This is a genomic window from Faecalibacterium sp. BCRC 81149 (assembly GCF_022750605.1).
GTDB classification, from domain to species: domain Bacteria; phylum Bacillota; class Clostridia; order Oscillospirales; family Ruminococcaceae; genus Faecalibacterium; species Faecalibacterium duncaniae.
Genome location: NZ_QXJA01000009.1, coordinates 118,070 through 135,765 on the forward strand (window position 1 = coordinate 118,070; position 17,696 = coordinate 135,765).

Here is a 17,696-nt window from a genome sequence, read left to right on the forward strand (position 1 = left end):
TTACCCCTCCTTTGCGACCTTCCACTGCACCGAGGCCTGATACTCCTGCCACATCCGGGCAAACAGGCCGTTCTGCGCGCACAGTTCGTCCTTTGTGCCAGTCTCCGTAATACGCCCATCCTGCACCACATAGATGCAGTCGGCGTTGGCTACGGTAGACAGGCGGTGCGCGATCATCAGCACGGTTTTGCCCTTGGCAAGCCGGGCAAAGGCCGCCTGCACCTTAGCTTCGTTATCCGGGTCGGCAAAGGCGGTGGCCTCGTCCAGGATCAGGATGGGGGCATTTTTCAGCATGGCGCGTGCAATGGCAATGCGCTGCTGCTCGCCGCCGGACAGATACACGCCCTTGGTGCCAATAACAGTGTGGATACCCGCCGGGAACTTTTCTATAATATCCATGCACTGCGCTGCTTTCAACGCCGCCAGCACCTCTGCTTCGGTGGCCTGCGGTCTGCCCAGACGGACGTTATCCAGAATGCTGCCCTTGAGCAGGCGGCTGTTCTGGAACACAAAGGAGATGGTATCCATCCGTTCTTCCTTGGGGATAGCCCGCACATCCGCTCCGCCTACCCGGACGCTGCCACTCTGCACATCAAAGAACCGGCAGACAAGGTTTGCCAGCGTGGATTTTCCGCCGCCGGAGGGGCCTACAAAAGCTACGGTCTGTCCCGGCTGAATGTCCAGAGAAACGCCCTTGATGACCTCGGTTTTTCCGTCGTAGCTGAAATGCACATCCCGCAACGTGACAGAGGAATCCTTCGGGTGCTGCGGAACAGCCTGCACCTGCATGGGCGCCGCCTCCAGCACCGAGTCGATGCGTGCCAGCGCATCCGCTACCACCATCTTGTTCTCGCTCATGTACATTATGCGGGTCAAAGTCAGGGAGATCACCGGCGTGATGATGATATAGAACAGCAGGTTCAGCAGGAATTCCGGGGTCACGCCGTGAGCCGTGAACAGCAGCCCGCCTGCGATCAAAAAGGCGAACACGCCGTTGACGGCGGCGGTGTAGAACATCATGGGCAGGCGCAGGTCTTTGGTGTAGGAGATGACCCACTTTTCATACTCATCAATGGTGGTCTTAAACTTTTTGAAGGAAAAGACCGACTGCCCGAAGGTCTTGACCACCGGGATGCCCCGGACGTATTCCACTGCCTCGTTGGACATCGCCTCCAAGGCGTTGCCGTACTGCCGCATTTTTTCGGCCATCCGCTTGCCGGTCATGGTCGTCATAATGAGGAAAGCCAGCACCACCGGCGCAAGGCTCAGCAGTCCCAGCCGCCAGTCGAACGCCAACAGCAGCACCAGCAGCCCCACCGGGGTGGCGATGGCATTGTACTGGTCGGGCAACTGGTGGGCAAGATAGGTCTCGGCGGCTCCGGTACTCTCGTGGATGATCTTACGCAGCTTACCGCTGCCGAAAGTCTCGGCAAAGCCCAGCGGCAGCACCGCCAAATGCTCCGACACCGCCAGCCGCAGATTGGTCGCCACCCGGAACGCCGACAGGTGGGAGCACATCAGCGCTGCAATGTAAATAAGGTAAGACAGCACTGCAAACAACACTGCCATCCAGCCGTAATGGGGGATGTTCACCGCCTGTGCATAGTCCGGCGCGGCGTTCAACACATCCCGCAGGATCTTCCAGATGTACACAAAGGGCACCAGTGCCACCAGCGCGCTGACCGCAGACAGCACCCACGAAGCGTAGGTGAAATATCGGTAGTTCCCGGCATAACTCATCAGCCGGGAAAGATCAGACTGTTTTTTCAATCAAATCACATCCTTACCGTAATATTGCCATGCGTACCGCCTGACATGATCGGGTGCGCATGTGCCGTTTATTCTGCCTCAGACAAATTTTCCGTGACGAAAAGTTCAATGACATTTTCCATAGTTGCCTGATCATAGTCCTCTGCGATGGCGGCAGCATTCCAATAAGCATAATTTCCTTCATACCAGCTCTGCAGGTCGTCGAGATCCTCTGCATAGCGGAATTCCAGATGATACGTCGTTTCCATCGTATCGGGCGCAAAGGCAAAGTAGGTAAACTCCCCGGAATCCGCATCCTCGCTCTGGTAGAAGAGGAAGCTGTTTTCATTGTCCACATCCAGTTTCTGGTAGGTGTGTGCAAACACTTCCTGTCCTTGCGCATCCAGACCGGTGATGGTGTCGCCACTCATCACGAATTTTTCCACGCCGCCCAGAAAATAGCAGTTGAACGCCGTGCTGTCCGGATCTGCTGCATATTTTTCAACAGCCTCCTCGCCATACGGCTCTGCCATGCACATTCCCAGCAGCATATCCGTAGCCGATTCCGCATTGTCCTCGCCTACCAGCGGAGTCGCAGCGTCGATCCACAAATTCCGGTATTCACTCTTTGCCATCTCCGGGAACAGTTCCACATAAGTCCCGCTGATACCAGACAGATAATCCTCCGCATCCATTACCTGACTTGCGGAAGCCGAAGAAGCCACCGAGGAGGAAACGCTGGATGCCGAAGACGCTGTGCTTGCGCTCTGCTGGCCGCAGCCGACAGCAGACAGCAGGCAGACCGCAGACAAGGCCACTGCAACAAATTTCTTTTTCATCATCATATGAAAGTACCTCCGGTTTTAAAGTAAGTTTGTTCTAACCGCTCTGTACTTTAGCATATTTTTCGGCCGTGGACTACTCCATTCTGATTTCCCTGCTCCGTTTTGCGAGTCCATTTGCGTGGGTGCGGTACTGCGACGGGGTCGTTCCATATCGTTTCCGGAAAGCCTCCGAAAACTTGCTGGCGTTGTCATATCCTGCATTCTGTGCGATCTGCGTAATGGGCTTTGCGCTCCGGACAAGCTCTACGGCAGCCTGTTCCAGACGGTATTCCTTGATATAGTGGTATACTGGCACACCGTAGACCTGTTTGAACATTTTTTGCAGGTGCGAAACCGAGATCCCGTGTTCTTCTGCCAGCTGCGCAAGGGAGACATACCCCTCCCGGTTTGTCAGAAGGTGATCCCGGAGATGGTGTGCCAGTTCGGTCTGTTCGGTAGAACAGTACAAGTCCGTTCCTTCCTCCTGCGGAATGCGGCTCAGCAGCATCAACAGCTCCACCACCTTGAGCCGCAGGAACCGGAGATCCATGTAGGGCGCATTTTCGTACAATTCCCGGAAAACGTGCTCACAGCGGGGTCCTGCCGTACCGAACATGAACCATCGGTTTCCCAGAAGATTCTGCTTCAGTACCGCAAAATCCACCGAAAAGCCCGGTGCGTTCTTCTCAAGCCAGTTCTGAGCGGCTGCTGGATCAACTTCCAGACACAGCCCTTCGTAACAGCCCAGCGGGAACCGTGACTCTGAACGTGTTCCATGCCGTCCGTCGTAGCAGCTGACGGCCATATCCCCCGGCTTTAGCAGAACGCTATCGCGCATGGAAAAGCTGGTTTCAAAACGGCCATTGATGCAGAAATTGATCTCTATCATACCGATCTGCGTGCGGATTTCCGTATAGGTCTCCATCTCCAGCCGCAGCAGCATGATCCCCACGCCATCAAACAGCCGGTAATAGTGAATTTCTCCACTTCCGGCCGCATTTTCAAAGCCGCCTGTTTGTCCGGGATTATAGGGAGTGACCCCCGTTTTGTCATGAAAAATGATATGAATCATACTGTTTATTCAATCCGATCTCCACAATCCGTCTTTTGCAGGGCTTGGAATGGCAGCTGTGGTCAACTGGCAGATCTCTGTCTTTCATGTTTTTCCTTTCTTCGCCCCTTGCATCGCAATTTTCTCAACCATGCGCTATCCCAGTGCCACATCCAGTACCATCATCACGCTGAAGCCTACCGCAAAAACACCGTGCCGACGTTAGAGTGCTGCCCCTGCGACATTTCCGGGATCAGCTCCTCCACCACCACATACAGCATGGCTCCGGCGGCAAAGCTGAGCAGATAGGACAAAGCGGGCACCACAATGCCTGCCGCCAGGATCGTCAGTACTGCCCCGATCGCACCGAGATATACCATCGAATCAGCTTTTTCGGTTTCTCCGTCTTCATCTTTTTTGCCTCCGATTGCAGTTCATGATTCTGCTTTTCATTTGGGCAATTTCCAACTTCTTAGAAAATCAAATGGACAATACCGCCGACAATTGCCGCTCCCGCAACCCAGATCAGCGCCAGTATACTTCGCTTTTTCAGCACCTGCCTCCAGGTCTGCACGAACGACGCATCTTCAAGCCCTGGCAGCACCCAAAACTGGCTGTGCCCGACCCATAGCTTGTCGATTACAACGCCGTCATAGATATTCATGACCTCAAGAAACAGCAGCGCCTGCCAATAGGCCTCACCAAAGGAGGAAGCCCCGTTCCACAAACCGATGATCAGCACAAGAGCAGCAAGCATCATGATAAAGAACGGTATCATAAAGCATTTTCGTTTCCGGTTCATCGTATTGCGGTCGATCAGTCCCAGTTCGATGGCGCGATCCTGCACCTCCTTGGGATAAAAGTACAGTCCATTGACAGCACCGCCGATCACAGCGATTTTTACCATTGCGGTAAACAGCAGACAATAAAGCAGCAGTTGCAGTACGATCATTGTTTTTCTCCTCTCAGTCTGCGTGCGAATCGGGCATATGCTCCCATTTCCTTCGTCTTCCATCGTGGTTCATACAAAACAAGAAAGTATGCCAGAAATACCATGTACCGAATCATTTGATCTCCATGCCAATATGCCTCCCCGCTATTATCTGACCTTCATGCAGAAATCGCAGCGGTCATTTCCACGCCCCAGCGTCATGCTTCTCTCCCAGATCAGCTTCGGATGCAACCCGGCGTAGCTGATGTCATCGCTGTCGCAAAAGCAGCGGCACAGCTCCGGGCAGCCGTATTCTGCGCAGGTGTCGTGATAGGGACACTTCATCATATCCACACGCCAGACGCCGTTACCAGTCTGCAGTTCTTTTGGGGCAAAGCCCGCCGCCGGGCCGAAAACACTTCGCGTGGATTTGACGAAAATGCCGGGAACGAGGCGGTAAAGCCCCGGTATGTACAGCAGGGCGGCAAGCTGTTTGTGGCTCGTTCTCGCCAAGCGCTCCACATAGCCGTGAACGGTTTGCAGTGCCTCCTCTTTCGGCATGACCCGCTGCAAGGTCTCGTAGGCCGCAATGCCCGGCAAGATCTGCCGCTTGAGGTGGTATTGCTTTTCCTTACTTGCATCTGCATTTTCAGCCAGCAGTGCATTCAGGCGTATATCGAAAGCGGCGTTCAGCTGCTTCGCCTGCGCAGGAAAGCGCTGTGCCGCAGTATCCCGGAAATCACGGGAAAGATACGTTTCCTTCCTCTTCATCGTCCGTTACCCTTTCTTTTTGTACCCGCAGTCGCAGTAGGGTCCGCCGGAGGCAAGGGTGTACTGCCGCACAAAATTTGTCACACCGCCCGCTTCGCTCATGGTGTAGTCCAGACGGCACAGGGCGGGAGTGAGGTCATATAACCCCAGTTCCTTCATCAGCACACAGATGCCGCATTTCGTAAAGCGTCCCTCGTAGCCGCTGCCATCCGGGTACTCGTAAAAGTCCATATTCCACGAGTAGGGGTTGCGGTCGGCGGCTTTCAGAGCAGCGGTGGCTTTCATGGCAGCAATGTCCTTTGCGGTAAACTTGCTTTTTCCGCTCTTGCGGCAGAACCACTTCATCAGCGGTGTCATCTGAGCGTTCTCATAGTATACCGTCAGCGCCTCAGTATCCGGCCGATTCGGCATACAGAGAACAAACGCCCCCAGCATGGCGCAGCCAATGATGTTCAATTGGAAGCGGTCGGCCTTTTCAAACTCCGGCAATTTGGCGATGATCTCTTTGTATTTCGGCTTGGCGCTTTTGGTGATCTGCTTTGCGGTGGCTGCATCATAGCCCAGTACCGCCGTCAGCTGCGTCTGAAACGATTTCGCAAACACGGACCACATCGCCATAGGGATTCCCATCCAACGCATCTCACTTTGCTCCTTTCCATTCCGCTAACACCCGGCACATCCGTTTCTCGATGTCTATCCGGGTCTGGCGGCATTCCTTCGGATATTTTTTTGCTGCCTGAAACGCGAACTTCACAAATAGGCCGGAGCCAACCGGCAGCATGATTTTCAGCATCCCCTCCGGGAAAACGAAGTGGGTGCCATGGGCATAAACCATCGTCTCGATCTCGCATTCATGCGGTTTTTCGGCAAGGCGCTTTTCCATCCGGCGGATATACTTTGCGGTGTCCCACAGCGCATCGTCCTCCGCGCCGATCAGCAGCAGCTTTCCCCGGATGTTTTCAACGGGAATGTATTCTTCCGGCTCAATCGGATGAGCTGTCTCGGAATCGTCAAACAGCTTGCGGGAGTTTACCATATCGCCGGTGCGTTTGCTCTCGGCGGCGACGCAGTGCCAATAGTCGGGATGCTGATAGCAAAACGGCATATAGGGCAGCGGCTTGCCCTGATAGGAGAACAGCGATTCACCCTCGACCGGCCACTCCTTGCAGCCGTCCCTTTTGCCCTGCAGAAAGCCCTGCCACACAAAGTCGCTGGGTGTCATGGCAATGGTCAGGGTGATATCCGGGAACATGGCAGCCGCTGTCAGCGCAAGCGTTCCGGTGGTCGATGCACCGGCAACGCCGATCTTTCTGTTACCGTTAGCTTTCAACCATGAAATTGCCGTCTCCGCACGCTCAAGCGGGTAATTATGATGTCCGTAATCTTTTTTCGCGGGCGACATTGTGAGCACGTTCACACCGCACCCGCAAAGCCATTTCACTGCCGAGCGCGCAAGCCGATCCTCCGGATCATCCCCGATCATCGTGATGACCGCACAATCTGAACCGCCGGCACACGCCCAATACGCACCGTAAAAGCCATTGAGTTCCACATCAAAGTGCAGGTGTTTCATGCTCTCCCTCCAAATCCGATCTTCACGATCTGCATTTTCATCCCGTTGTCCCCGACCTTGGCGAGAAACCGGAAAAAGTCACTGACAGAAGGGTCTTTCCGATCACTGTACTGTCATCATTGCCGCCAGCACCGCCGCTATGACTGCCATGCCCACCGTGCCGAACAGCCACTTTTTCTGCTTGTCTTTTGCAGTAATGTAGGGCTTCAGGTCCTCTGTTCCGGGAATCGTCCATGCGTTCGTATGCCCCACCCAATAGCCGTCAACCAACAGGCGGTCCATGAGATTCATAACGGACAAGATAACGAGTAACTGCCAGAAACCCTGAACAAAGCCCTTTGCACCGTTTATCCCATAGACACAGACCAGCACATAGCCGATATAGCCGGGAATGCAGACTGCTTTGAACAGCAGGCTGTTGCGTCGGATGCGTTCCGGGCTTGTAAGCCCCAGTTTTACGCACCGCTGCTGCACCGCCGGGCTGTAAAGATGCACCATCCCAACAGCCCCTTTGCGGATGCCCGCAGCGCAGACCAGAACCAGCAGTGCCCCCAGCCCAAGACCTTCCAGAATCACCTGTAAAAGCATTACTTATTCCTCCTGTATCCGTTTTCATCCCGGTATTCGGGATGTTCCTTTACGTATGGATCCTTATCGCCGCAGATGGTATAGTCGCATCGGCAGCCGTCCACGCAGGTGGTCGTCCGCACGAGCTTGGCATGGAGCAGTTCCATGGACGCATAGTCCACATTGCACAGGGCGGGCATAATGTCCGCAAATCCAAACCGCTTGGTAAATTCCGCCGCCGGACACGCCGTAAATTCATAATAGATGGGCTTGCTGTTTTCGTAAGGCGCAACATCCATCTCGTAATCATGCCATGTGTCACAGTGCTTTTGGGCGGTGCTGAATGCCCGATACATCAGCTTTTTCCAGAATGGCTTGTTGATGTCAACGAATCGCAGCTTCCGGAAGGACGGCAGGATCAGATTTTCTTCTATCTCTTCCATTTCGCGGAATGTGACCACATCCCGGCACACATCGTAAAAGCACATGATGGCGATGCAGTCGTAGGTGCCGCCTACGCCGTTGTGAAAATTCTTTTTACCGCCGAGGTCGGTGCGCCACTTGGAAAGAAGCTCTTCGTATCTCAGCTGCACCTGCTCCCAGACCGCCTCGCGCTCCACCTCCGGATAGTGCAGAGTGATTTTCGCCAGAATTTCCTTTTTGCAGGGTTTGGAATATAGCACATGGCAGCTACGGTCAATTTGTAATTCGCTGTCCTTCATCTTCCCACGCCTTTCAGAAAACCGCTCTTTGCATTTTCTTCGGTGTCGTCCGATTCGTCGTAGGCATCATAGGGTGCCGATGGGTCGTGGACTTTTTTCTTGAACGGTGAGCTCAACTCATTTCTGTGCGCAAAGGCAAACTCCATGTTGTCCGTCCAGCCGGTGTGTCCGGTAATGAACAGCGGATGCAGCCCACGTTTTTTCAGCTTTTTCTCCAGCAATGCCAAGGACTTCACCGCCAGCTTGTTGTCCTCTGCCAATGCGGAAATAAAGCTGTATCCACCGTCCGCGCCGAACCAGATGGTATCGCCGGTAAAGAGATATTTCCCGTCCACAAGGTATACCATGTGCCCCCATGTATGACCGGGAACGAGAAAACACTCGATTTTGATGCCGTCAATGTCAAATACCCGCCCATCGTGCAGCAGTACCTTTTCGTTGTTGATCGTGACCTGCGGCAATTTATAGAGATGATAGATGACTTTTCGCCGCACCTCGCCGGTGAGATACCGGTTCTCGATCTCGCCGATGTACAGCTTCGCATTCCGGAACAGCCCCGGACTGTCTGCTTCCACCGCACCCACATGGTCGGTGTCCTGATGGGTGATAAGGATATGGTGTATCGACTTCGGATCAATCTCAAGCCAGCCCATTTTTTCGGCAAGGCGGTCGTAGTTATATCCCGCATCGATCATAATGGTCGTATCGCCTTTGCGGTAGAAGAAGATGTTCGCCACCCATTCGCGCACGCAGGCAACATTCTCGTCGATCCAGCCAGTGTTCAAAGGCTTGAAGATTTCCTTGCCCCGGTACATCCAGCTCATTGCTTTTCTTTGAAATTCCGTTGCTTTTTTCGACATGATCGCACCTCATTTCTGTGCTGTGATGCACAGCCAGCCCTTTTTATTTTTGTGGTTCTGGATCTTACAAAATCCTGCTTGCTCCAGATACGTTTTACCGTTCACAATGCAATGCTTTTTACCAGATGCGCCCACTGCTCCGGGTGACAGGCCAGCAATTCCTCGTGCTGCAAGTTCTGCTCATGGAGAACAGGATGTGCAAAATGCTGCTGATACCGGGCGCGATATTTTGCGCCCATTTTCAGGGCGTAAAAAATATGGATCTCGGTACCGGGTACATGGATCTTATCCGGCAGCGGAGTGATAAGATCGGAATAGAACTGATTTTTACAGCTCTGCATGGTCACATAAGGGCGGGCCTCACCAAACATTTTCAGAAAGGCTTTGACATAATCCCCCGACTCTTTAGCACACTTGTCCAGACGCTTTTGGAGAAATTTCGCCTTAATCTTTCCGTCCCGCACCACAGGGTAGATCAATGGCAGCAGAAAATCCGTCTGCAAGCTTGCCGTCAACGGCGATGCCTGATCCAGATCGGAGCTACCCAGAATGCCGTAGTCCATGTGGATGTTCTGCCGCGCCGCCAGCAGCCCCACGAAGGAACCTCCCAGAGAACAGCCGTAGGCTGCCCGGATGTGACCGCCGCAGTGGGTCTTGAGGTAGGCCTCGATCTTTTCGGTCTCCTCCAGCATGGTGGGAAATTCGGTCTGTTCAGTCTCATCAAAGCCATCGTAGCTGACGCACAGCACCCGGAAGCTGTCAGCCAGAAGCGGGATCACGGCACCGAAATTGCTTTTCCAATGGCAACAGGTGCCCGGCAGCAGCAACAGCACCGGGGCATCCTCTGCACCAAAATGGTAGATTTTCATCCTGATACGCTCCTTCTCTACTTATTTTCCACCTGTAAATAGAAGAGATATATTTCTTCGTATAGGGCAGAGTTTCGAGTTAGCTAAAGCTAACTTTCAGTCTTATAAAAAGCCGCTTCTCAGCGGTCCTTCTGCCAAAATAATACGCCCTGCCGTCTCCGCTGTCAAGAAGTTTAGGCATTTTCGGAGATTTTGAAAGAGATTTCGCTTTCGGGAACCCCCAACCGTCACCCCAGTGCCACATCCAGCACCATCATCACGCTGAAGCCCACCGCAAAAAACACCGTGCCGACGTTGGAGTGCTATCCCTGCGACATTTCTGGGATCAGTTCCTCCACCACAACATACAGCATGGCTCCGGCAAAAAGGTCAATGGCTTTGCGGTATAGCGGGTGCTGTCGGCACCTTTTGCCGAAAAATTAGCCTCTATAAACATCCCTGTTTTTTCTTGACAAGCCCCTGTATGCGTGCTATTTTAAATTTCGTCAAATTAGTTCATCCTAACCATCTGAGGGGCATTATCCCACAGATTTTTTTGCGCGAGGTGTTAGGATTAGCTAACTGCATGGCAGTGATTCTCTGCCATTGCGATGAAAGGAGCATTTTGCATGAAACTGAAGAAATTTCTTTCCCTGCTGCTGTCGGCAGCTATGGCGTTCACTCTGTTGACCGCTACCGCCTTTGCAGCAGCCCCCGCCGAGGAGGAGAACGACTTTTTCGATTTTCTGCTGGGCAAAAAGTACACCTATCTCTATGCTGCCCTGACTTGGGATGAGTACTGGGCAAACGAGAAGGTCTATGCTGCCGGCAACGCTGCCGCCTCTGCACAGCTGGACAGCCACGAGGAGCACGACCTTGGCGCATTTGATGCAGTCTCCCGCGCTACCGTCAACCACGGTCTGCACCGCGGCAGCTTCCAGAGCACTGCTGTGATCTACGCCAAGGACGGCAGCAGCTACACCGTTTCCCACTGGTCGGACGATGGCAAGACCATCTATCTGGCCGATGGCACCACCGTGGGCTGGAACCGGGGCACCATTACCAAGGCCGACGGTTCTACCGTGCAGATGGATCACTACGAGGTGCTGGGCATCAAGTATGTGCCGGTGCGCGTGGCTGACAGCGACCTTGCAGATTTCTGCTCCAAGTACACCATCGTGGAAAACGGCGGTCAGCTGGTGGGCGGCTACTCTGAAAAGAACCTGACCGCCTATACCCTGACGGCTGCGGTGGATCAAAACACCAACGGCCTGAAGTACGCAACCAAGAGCGGCGATGGCTATACCTTCTCTGCCGCTCACACCGGCACCGGCTCCGGCGTGGCAGAAGCCGCCCAGAAGGCTGCGGATGGTCTTACCGTGAACCTGCGCAGCGGCAGCGACGTGGGCAGCTTTGGCGAGTTCATCCGTCTGGATCTGAACGGAAACTACGGCGAGCTGGGCTCCCGGATGCAGTCTGTGGTGTGGACCTACTACGGCGATGACAGCACCTACACCCACGCCAAGGCCTCCTACGGCACCAAGTTTGCAGCCGACAACTGGATGCATAAGTCCATGGGCATCCAGCTGGGTCTGAGCGATTCCGCCCGCTGCCAGCTGCCGGAGGGCACCGATGGCACCGGCTACTGGGCCATCACCATCCGCGCACTGGGCTATGCCGACACAGTGGTGAAGTTCCAGACCACTGCCGAGAACCTTGCCAAGCACGAGCTGGCCAGCGATGCAGACCGCGCCGCTCTGCAGGCTGTGGTCGCCACGGCACAGAGCAAGGCAAAGGCCGCTTACACCGCCGACAGCTATGCCAATCTGGAGACCGAGCTGGCCGAGAGCGTGGAGCTTTTGAGCCGCGAGACCCTGTATAAGGCTGCTGCACTGGAACAGGTGACCCACCTGACCGATGCTGTGCAGAACCTGAAGGCTGCCTGATCCAGCAAAATACAGTACAGAACAGCAAGGTCGCTTGAAGCAGGCGGCCTTGCTTTTCCGTGTCAGGAGAAGATGGAATGAACAAAAAACAACGCAATGCGCTGCTGTCACTGGTGCAGCTGCTCCCGGCGGTGGCGGCAGCGGCAGCCGTGCTTTTTGCCCTGCCGCGCACGGTGCCGGTGCTGGCTGCTGTGCCGGAAAGACTGACGGCAGTGGTGGAGCAGCCAGCAGAAGCCGCTTCCTCCGAAGCGGAGGAAGAAGCCCTGCCCAAGCTGCCCTATGCCGATGGAGTTTACGTCGGCTCTTCCCGGGGCTACGGCGGTGCCGTCCGGGTGCAGGTCACCATGGAAAACGGCAGCATCACGGAGGTGGAGATATTGGACGCTTCCCACGAGACCAGGCAGTTTCTGCGGCGCGCCAAGCGGCTTCTGACCGCCGTGGTGGAAGCACAGAGCTGGGAAGTGGATGCCGTTTCCGAGGCCACCTACACCAGCCGGGGCATTCTGGGCGCGGTGCAGAACGCCCTGACCGGCGAGGTAGTCAACAACCCCCTGCCGCCGCAGCCGGAGCCCGCCGCACCGCTGGTGGTGGAGGAATTTACGGCTCCCTCCATCTACTTGGACGGCATCTACACTGCCGAAGCCATGGGCTTTGAGGGGCAGATCACAGTGCAGGTCACGGTGGCAGAGGATAAAATTACCGATATCACGATCCTGAGCGCCGAGGACGAGGAGGAATATCTCTCCCGGGCAAAACAGGTCATCCCCGCCATTCTGGAAGGGCAGAGCCCCAACGTGGATGCCGTTTCCGGTGCCACCTACTCCTCCACCGGCATCCTGAACGCGGTCAAGCTGGCACTGGCAAAGGCGGCGGTTGCCCCGGCAGAGGAAGCCGCCCCGGAGCAGGCAGCATCGGAAGAAGCGGCAGAAGTCGCCGCCGCACCGTCTGAAGTACCGGGACCCGATGAAACGCCGGTCGCTGCGCCCACCGTGGAGGTGGTACAGCCGGAGGAAAAAAGCGCTGTTCCTGCATGGCTCAAAGAAATATGGCAGCAGCTTTTCCCGGCAGAGGCACCGGCATCCTCCGAACCGGAACCGGCATCTTCTGAGGAAGTGCTGTCGGCATCCGAAGCGGTGCTGCCGCCGGAAGAGACCGAAGCCGAACCCGAAACGGAAGGAGCAGCGGAATGAAATACAAGAATTTTCTTCTCCGGGCGGTGAACCTGCTGCTGATTCTGGGGGTACTATGGCAATACCAGCAGGTGACGCTGGTCCGAGCAGCAGCGGTGAGCCAGCGCAAGCAGGAGATCGCTGAGGTTGAAGCCTACAATGCTTCCGTTTTGCAGGCGCAGAGCGCCGCGCAGGCAGAGCAGACCCAAAGCGGCTACCGGGACGGCACCTATGAGGGCAGCGCCTTTGGTTTTGGCGATATCATCCGGGTGTCGGTGACCATCCGGAACGGAAAAATGACCGATATTGCGGTGCTGGATGCCTCCGGCGAGGATAAGCCCTACTATAAGCAGGCACTGCCTTTGCTGGACGAGATGCTGGATGTGCAGTCTGCCGAGGTGGACACTGTTTCCGGCGCTACCCTCACGGCAGAAGGACTTATCGGTGCAGTCGAGGACGCACTGGGAAAGGCGGCAGGATGATGGAAAAAACACAAGCAAAGCCTTTAACGGCGGCGCAGCAGCGTCAGCGGGACCAAAAGCGCCGTACATGGCTGCGCGCCGGGGTGCAGCTGTTCTTCTTTGTGTCCATGCCGGGCGCATTTGTGGCCGGTTTTTCCGGGGTAAAGCAGATCTTTCTGCACATCGGTGCGGGCGAGGTGCTCACAGCGGACAGCTTCACGCTTTCTCTGCTGGGGCTGTGCGGCTTCACCCTGCTGTTCGACCGGTTTTTCTGTGGGTACGCCTGCGCCTTCGGCAGCTTGGGCGATGCCGTTTGGGCGCTTTCCGGGCTACTCCAGAAAAAGCTGCTTCACCGCAAAAAGCAGCTCCGGCTGCCGGAGCGGGCGGTGCTTTGGGGGCAGAAGGTCAAATATCTGCTGCTGGCGGGGCTGGTGGCGCTGTATGTGACCCGGCAGGAAAAGCTGCTGACCGGCGCAAGCCCGTGGGAGGTGTTTTCCCGCCTGACGGCTCTGCGTCTGCCGCCGGAGGGCTTCGGTGTGGGCATTGCGCTGCTTGCGCTCATCCTGCTGGGCATGGCGCTGCAGCCCCGGTTCTTTTGTCAGTTCCTCTGCCCCATGGGGGCGGTGTTTGCCCTGCTGCCGGTGCTGCCCTTTGCGCGGCTGCACCGGCAGAGCGATGGCTGCATTCCGGGCTGCAATGCCTGCAAACAGCAGTGCCCGGTGTGCCTGAAGCTGGAGGAAACCAGCCTGCGCAGCGGGGAATGCATCGCCTGTGAAGCTTGCGCGGGCATCTGCCCTAAACAGAACATCCATCGGTGGGACAGGACTTTGTGCAAGTGCCTGTGGCTGCCGGTACTGGCGAAGGCGCTGCTCTTCTTCCTGCTGGGCTGCTGGCTGGGTTTCTGCCGGTTTATCTGAACCAAAAAGGAGGCCGCCGCACGGTATTTGTGCAGCGGCCTCCTTTTGGTTGGGATGATTTATCATTTTTACAGGAAAGGCTTCTGCTCCAACAGGTCTGTCATGCTGCGCAGGCTGATGCCAAGGGTGGAAAGGTTATGCAGCATCGCACTGGTAGCAGGGGGCAGGATGCTCAATGCGCCCAGAAGGATGAGCACTGAGTTGAAGCTGAGCACAAAGCGGTAATTGCCGCCCACCCGCTTTTACAGGGCATTGGCAATGGATTTTAACATTGTTAGCTGCAGCTTGAGACGGAGGATCATTTTGGTCATGCTCCCTTGCAGAAATTCGCAAACGCGGCCTGTAAAGGCAGCAGAAAGATTGAATGCGTCGTACTTTTTTCGATTTTGCATAACAAATTTTTCAAAATCCTCTTGACGCATTCTACATACCGTGGTATTTTTCTTGTAAATTCCACTGATTTTGTGGAGTAACCTGAATCTCTCCACAAGATGCGGTCGTGTTCATTTTGAACACGGCCTCTCCGTGGATTATCCCTGAAAGATCAACCGCCCCGCAACACACCCGATTCATTTTGCCGCCGATTCACCCGACAAAATCATCGCTGCGCTGCGTGGGCGGTATTTTTCTTTTCCGGGGAAGATTGCACCTTGAAAATTTCATGAGCCGTCCGAACGTGATACCGGCTTTTCCGCCAACGCCGCTGCAAAACAGGGGCAGGAACTTCGTTCGGAGCAAACGGCGATCAACATACACGAGCAGTGGAACTCTCTACTTATTTTGCGCCTTAACAATTCGGAAACATTTGTTGAACTTGTCGGGGCGAGGCCCCTCCATCTGCTATCGCAGACCGTTCTGCCGCTTAAAAGCCCCACTGGGGCTTTCATTGCTGCGCTACGCTTCGCAAACGCGGTCCCACCCCAAACCCTGCTCATATTCGCACCTTGCGGTGCGAAAGAACGGCGTGTCGTGCTTACATAACTTCACCGAGGAGTTATCGAACAGACAGGAGGTACAATGACCAAAACGAATGTTCAACCGATTCCTAGCAATTCCCAGCGCCACGACACGCCGAACAACAAAACAAATAGAGAGCAGACCGTTCTTCTTTCACACACCCATTAAATAATTTTCATGAATCTGCTTGACGAATATTACGGTTAGTGATATATTTATTACAGTAACCGTAACAAGGAGGCAAACCATGCGCGATAATGCAAAAGGTGGTGCGCTTACAGAAGTCACCTTTTATATTTTGCTTTCTCTTTATACGCCAAAACACGGATACGCTGTTATGCAGTTTATTGAAGAAAAAACATACGGACGGCTTTCCCTAGGCGCAGGCACTTTATATGGAGCATTAAACTCTTTGCAGGACAAGAAGTGGATTGAACCTTATGGCGATAGTGAGGGAAGAAAAAAAGAATACCACATTACAGCACAGGGAAAAGAAATTGCAGAAAAAGAGCTTGCAAGACTAAACGAACTTGTAAGCATTGCAAGTGAAATTATTGGAGGTGCAGTATGAGTAAAAAATGTTATCGCTTCTTTGGTGGATTGCTAAATGCACAGGCAAAATGGTTAAACAAAATGTCCGAAAAAGGCTATCGACTTGTCCGGACAGGGAGGGTGCTCTATGAATTTGAAGAATGCAGTCCTGATGAAGTGACCTATTGTGTAGAGTTTATCGGAGAAAAATCAAAAGAGAATGCAACGGACTACGCTGATTTTTTGGAGGATATGGGCTACAAGGTATTTTTCAAAAATATCAATCTAAACTATTCTGTCGGAAAAGTTCGATTGCGTCCATGGGCGGAAATGGGCGGTTGTATTGCAACAAACGCAACAACTTTTAACAGGGAACTATTGATTGTAGAAAAATCAAACGACGGAAAGCCTTTTGAACTTCATACTTCTTATGCCGATAAAGAAAAATACTACCGCAATTTGCGTAACCCATGGCTATTCCTGCTGCTCCTATTTGCACTGTTTGCCATTATCAAGCATTCTATTGTCTTGGGTATTTTTTCATTGGTTTCTGCAATTCCCAGCATTCTATACCAGCTCCAAATTATAAATGTCCGACAAAAAGCCAAAACGTGGGAATAAATAACAAAAAGATTGCTCCGCAGCCTTTGAAGAACAGCACCGTGCAGAGCTGACAGCGTACCGGAAGGCAGTATACAGTAACTACGCAGGAAACGGCTCAGGAGGAATTGTGTCAAATTGACACAATTCCTCCCACCTCTGCGGAAGCAAGCATCCGCAAGCAGATTGCAGAGCGGAACAACGTTAGCGAATCCTATGTTGTCCGCTCGGAAAAGTTCATGCGGGGCGTGGAGATCATGGAGCAGATGATGCCCGGTACGAAAGAGAAGATCCTGTCCGGGCAGTTCAAAGTCCGTGATACCGATATGCACCGTCTTGCCAAGGCAGATTTTCCGAATCGCAAGCAGATTGTGCACGAGATTCTGCACCCGGAGGACCGCTCTGCTCCGCAGAAACGAATCTACGGAATCAACTATTCTGCGCTGGAAGCTGCCGTCCGGCGAATCCAGCAGGATGTTGATTTCCTGATGAAGTATCTCCCCAAGGTGCCTGATGATGCCTATGTGAAAGTGGAGACCACGAAGATTCTCAAACAGCATAAGGCATATATGGCACAGTTTGAAGAACTGCTGAACGATGAAAAAATCGCATAACGACAGGCACTTGTAAGCCATCAACGAGCCACCAGCCGCAAGTGCAGGGCGGAAAGCATCCGCGCCCTTGCGCCTGATAAAAATTGGAACTTTGATTTTCTCGCTCAGCTTTGCCATGGTGGGACGATCAAAGGAGCGTGCGTTTGAACAAAAAGAAAAAGTCCACAAACACTTCCCCTTATCCCGATGAAGCCATCGAACGTCTGGCACGGGCATTCTACCCGGCCATCCTTGCCTGCTGGAACAGTGAGGAAGGCCAACGGTCACTTGTCGGGGGCAAGGCCCCTCCATCTTGCTTGCGCAAGACCGTTCGGTCGCTTAAAAGCCCCACTGGGGCTTTCATTGCTCCGCTGCGCTGCGCAAACGCGAGCTTGCCGCGTGGCAGGCGGAACAGGCTCACATCTCCGGCAAAGAAAAACAGAGCGTTCCCGACGGGGAACGCCCTGCTGTACATATCGCTGTTGTCTGTGGCTTTTGGCAGGGTGCGTCCGGGTGCTGGGTATTCGTAAAACAGTTTTCGAGAAATGACACGGCAACTGCCTGTCAGGATTGGTTACGAGTACCCGGCTAGGCCGAGGAAGCATCAAGTCCCATGTCCGCACCGT

General features: G+C 54.2%; 18 protein-coding genes and 3 pseudogenes. 7 read left to right on the plus strand and 14 right to left on the minus strand.

Annotated elements, in window-relative coordinates:
- The 13 genes and pseudogenes from D3F01_RS10955 to D3F01_RS11015 form a co-directional block, all read right to left on the minus strand.
- Positions 1–1,770, minus strand: a complete 1,770-nt coding sequence (locus tag D3F01_RS10955; RefSeq protein WP_242888664.1) for an ABC transporter ATP-binding protein — start codon at positions 1,768–1,770, stop codon at positions 1–3.
- 68 nt (positions 1,771–1,838) lie between these two features.
- On the minus strand, positions 1,839–2,594 hold the full coding sequence (locus D3F01_RS10960; RefSeq protein ID WP_223384277.1) for a hypothetical protein: 756 nt from the start codon (positions 2,592–2,594) through the stop codon (positions 1,839–1,841).
- Positions 2,595–2,667: 73 nt separating this feature from the next.
- The gene (locus tag D3F01_RS10965) at positions 2,668–3,645 is read right to left on the minus strand and encodes a helix-turn-helix domain-containing protein (RefSeq protein ID WP_242888667.1); all 978 of its coding nucleotides are present in this window, start codon (positions 3,643–3,645) and stop codon (positions 2,668–2,670) included.
- Positions 3,646–3,780: 135 nt separating this feature from the next.
- Positions 3,781–3,986 (minus strand): annotated as a pseudogene (locus D3F01_RS10970) (zinc transporter); the annotation flags it as partial.
- Positions 3,987–4,096: 110 nt separating this feature from the next.
- Complete coding sequence (locus tag D3F01_RS10975; protein ID WP_242888675.1) at positions 4,097–4,576, minus strand: hypothetical protein; 480 nt, start codon at positions 4,574–4,576, stop codon at positions 4,097–4,099.
- Between the two features lie 147 nt (positions 4,577–4,723).
- Complete coding sequence (locus D3F01_RS10980) at positions 4,724–5,326, minus strand: L-2-amino-thiazoline-4-carboxylic acid hydrolase (RefSeq protein WP_242888676.1); 603 nt, start codon at positions 5,324–5,326, stop codon at positions 4,724–4,726.
- Positions 5,327–5,332: 6 nt separating this feature from the next.
- Positions 5,333–5,965 carry an L-2-amino-thiazoline-4-carboxylic acid hydrolase gene (locus D3F01_RS10985; protein ID WP_242888677.1) on the minus strand — a complete coding sequence of 211 codons (633 nt, stop codon included), beginning with the start codon at positions 5,963–5,965 and terminating at the stop codon, positions 5,333–5,335.
- Between the two features lies 1 nt (position 5,966).
- Complete coding sequence (locus D3F01_RS10990) at positions 5,967–6,899, minus strand: acyl-CoA thioester hydrolase/BAAT C-terminal domain-containing protein (protein ID WP_242888678.1); 933 nt, start codon at positions 6,897–6,899, stop codon at positions 5,967–5,969.
- Positions 6,896–7,009 (minus strand): annotated as a pseudogene (locus tag D3F01_RS10995) (class I SAM-dependent methyltransferase); the annotation flags it as partial. The gene D3F01_RS10990 and the pseudogene D3F01_RS10995, both read right to left, overlap by 4 nt.
- Positions 7,002–7,487: a hypothetical protein gene (locus D3F01_RS11000; protein WP_242888679.1), complete on the minus strand. Its 486-nt coding sequence runs from the start codon at positions 7,485–7,487 to the stop codon at positions 7,002–7,004. The gene D3F01_RS11000 and the pseudogene D3F01_RS10995, both read right to left, overlap by 8 nt.
- Positions 7,487–8,188, minus strand: coding sequence for an L-2-amino-thiazoline-4-carboxylic acid hydrolase (locus D3F01_RS11005; RefSeq protein WP_242888680.1), 702 nt, complete (start codon positions 8,186–8,188; stop codon positions 7,487–7,489). The genes D3F01_RS11000 and D3F01_RS11005 overlap by 1 nt, the downstream gene beginning before the upstream one ends.
- A complete protein-coding gene (locus tag D3F01_RS11010; protein WP_215697852.1) occupies positions 8,185–9,048 on the minus strand; it encodes an MBL fold metallo-hydrolase in 864 nt (287 codons plus the stop codon). The genes D3F01_RS11005 and D3F01_RS11010 overlap by 4 nt, the downstream gene beginning before the upstream one ends.
- 101 nt (positions 9,049–9,149) lie before the next feature.
- Positions 9,150–9,917 (minus strand): alpha/beta hydrolase, encoded by a 768-nt coding sequence (locus tag D3F01_RS11015; RefSeq protein ID WP_223453572.1) that lies wholly within the window; start codon positions 9,915–9,917, stop codon positions 9,150–9,152.
- Between the two features lie 608 nt (positions 9,918–10,525).
- Here D3F01_RS11015 and D3F01_RS11020 point away from each other — a divergent pair.
- The 4 genes from D3F01_RS11020 (at position 10,526) to D3F01_RS11035 (ending at position 14,389) form a co-directional block, all read left to right on the plus strand.
- Entirely contained in the window at positions 10,526–11,842 is a 1,317-nt protein-coding gene (locus D3F01_RS11020; protein WP_242888682.1) for a penicillin-binding Tp47 domain A-containing protein, read from the plus strand.
- A gap of 77 nt (positions 11,843–11,919) precedes the next feature.
- Positions 11,920–13,032: an FMN-binding protein gene (locus D3F01_RS11025; RefSeq protein ID WP_242888687.1), complete on the plus strand. Its 1,113-nt coding sequence runs from the start codon at positions 11,920–11,922 to the stop codon at positions 13,030–13,032.
- Positions 13,029–13,493 (plus strand): FMN-binding protein, encoded by a 465-nt coding sequence (locus tag D3F01_RS11030; RefSeq protein ID WP_242888688.1) that lies wholly within the window; start codon positions 13,029–13,031, stop codon positions 13,491–13,493. Before D3F01_RS11025 ends, D3F01_RS11030 begins: the two co-directional genes overlap by 4 nt.
- Complete coding sequence (locus D3F01_RS11035) at positions 13,490–14,389, plus strand: 4Fe-4S binding protein (protein ID WP_242888690.1); 900 nt, start codon at positions 13,490–13,492, stop codon at positions 14,387–14,389. Before D3F01_RS11030 ends, D3F01_RS11035 begins: the two co-directional genes overlap by 4 nt.
- A 68-nt stretch (positions 14,390–14,457) precedes the next feature.
- On the opposite strand, the pseudogene D3F01_RS11040 reads toward D3F01_RS11035, so the two are convergent.
- A pseudogene (locus D3F01_RS11040) lies at positions 14,458–14,658 on the minus strand (hypothetical protein); the annotation flags it as partial.
- Positions 14,659–15,593: 935 nt separating this feature from the next.
- Between D3F01_RS11040 and D3F01_RS11045 the strand changes: the two are divergent.
- The 3 genes from D3F01_RS11045 (at position 15,594) to D3F01_RS11055 (ending at position 17,091) form a co-directional block, all read left to right on the plus strand.
- The gene (locus D3F01_RS11045; protein WP_097771667.1) at positions 15,594–15,917 is read left to right on the plus strand and encodes a PadR family transcriptional regulator; all 324 of its coding nucleotides are present in this window, start codon (positions 15,594–15,596) and stop codon (positions 15,915–15,917) included.
- Positions 15,914–16,498 (plus strand): DUF2812 domain-containing protein, encoded by a 585-nt coding sequence (locus tag D3F01_RS11050; RefSeq protein WP_242888699.1) that lies wholly within the window; start codon positions 15,914–15,916, stop codon positions 16,496–16,498. Before D3F01_RS11045 ends, D3F01_RS11050 begins: the two co-directional genes overlap by 4 nt.
- Before the next feature lie 107 nt (positions 16,499–16,605).
- The gene (locus D3F01_RS11055) at positions 16,606–17,091 is read left to right on the plus strand and encodes a hypothetical protein (RefSeq protein WP_223384264.1); all 486 of its coding nucleotides are present in this window, start codon (positions 16,606–16,608) and stop codon (positions 17,089–17,091) included.
- Positions 17,092–17,696 lie beyond the last annotated feature (605 nt).

Coding starts and splice junctions, on each gene's coding strand:
- D3F01_RS10975 (WP_242888675.1), bottom strand. CDS start 4,576: ATGATCGTACTGCAACTGCTGCTTTATTGTCTGCTGTTTACCGCAATG.
- D3F01_RS11035 (WP_242888690.1), top strand. CDS start 13,490: ATGATGGAAAAAACACAAGCAAAGCCTTTAACGGCGGCGCAGCAGCGT.
- D3F01_RS11005 (WP_242888680.1), bottom strand. CDS start 8,188: ATGAAGGACAGCGAATTACAAATTGACCGTAGCTGCCATGTGCTATAT.
- D3F01_RS11050 (WP_242888699.1), top strand. CDS start 15,914: ATGAGTAAAAAATGTTATCGCTTCTTTGGTGGATTGCTAAATGCACAG.
- D3F01_RS11025 (WP_242888687.1), top strand. CDS start 11,920: ATGAACAAAAAACAACGCAATGCGCTGCTGTCACTGGTGCAGCTGCTC.
- D3F01_RS10965 (WP_242888667.1), bottom strand. CDS start 3,645: ATGATTCATATCATTTTTCATGACAAAACGGGGGTCACTCCCTATAAT.
- D3F01_RS10960 (WP_223384277.1), bottom strand. CDS start 2,594: ATGATGATGAAAAAGAAATTTGTTGCAGTGGCCTTGTCTGCGGTCTGC.
- D3F01_RS11010 (WP_215697852.1), bottom strand. CDS start 9,048: ATGTCGAAAAAAGCAACGGAATTTCAAAGAAAAGCAATGAGCTGGATG.
- D3F01_RS11045 (WP_097771667.1), top strand. CDS start 15,594: ATGCGCGATAATGCAAAAGGTGGTGCGCTTACAGAAGTCACCTTTTAT.
- D3F01_RS10985 (WP_242888677.1), bottom strand. CDS start 5,965: ATGCGTTGGATGGGAATCCCTATGGCGATGTGGTCCGTGTTTGCGAAA.
- D3F01_RS10990 (WP_242888678.1), bottom strand. CDS start 6,899: ATGAAACACCTGCACTTTGATGTGGAACTCAATGGCTTTTACGGTGCG.
- D3F01_RS10980 (WP_242888676.1), bottom strand. CDS start 5,326: ATGAAGAGGAAGGAAACGTATCTTTCCCGTGATTTCCGGGATACTGCG.
- D3F01_RS11020 (WP_242888682.1), top strand. CDS start 10,526: ATGAAACTGAAGAAATTTCTTTCCCTGCTGCTGTCGGCAGCTATGGCG.
- D3F01_RS11015 (WP_223453572.1), bottom strand. CDS start 9,917: ATGAAAATCTACCATTTTGGTGCAGAGGATGCCCCGGTGCTGTTGCTG.
- D3F01_RS11030 (WP_242888688.1), top strand. CDS start 13,029: ATGAAATACAAGAATTTTCTTCTCCGGGCGGTGAACCTGCTGCTGATT.
- D3F01_RS11000 (WP_242888679.1), bottom strand. CDS start 7,487: ATGCTTTTACAGGTGATTCTGGAAGGTCTTGGGCTGGGGGCACTGCTG.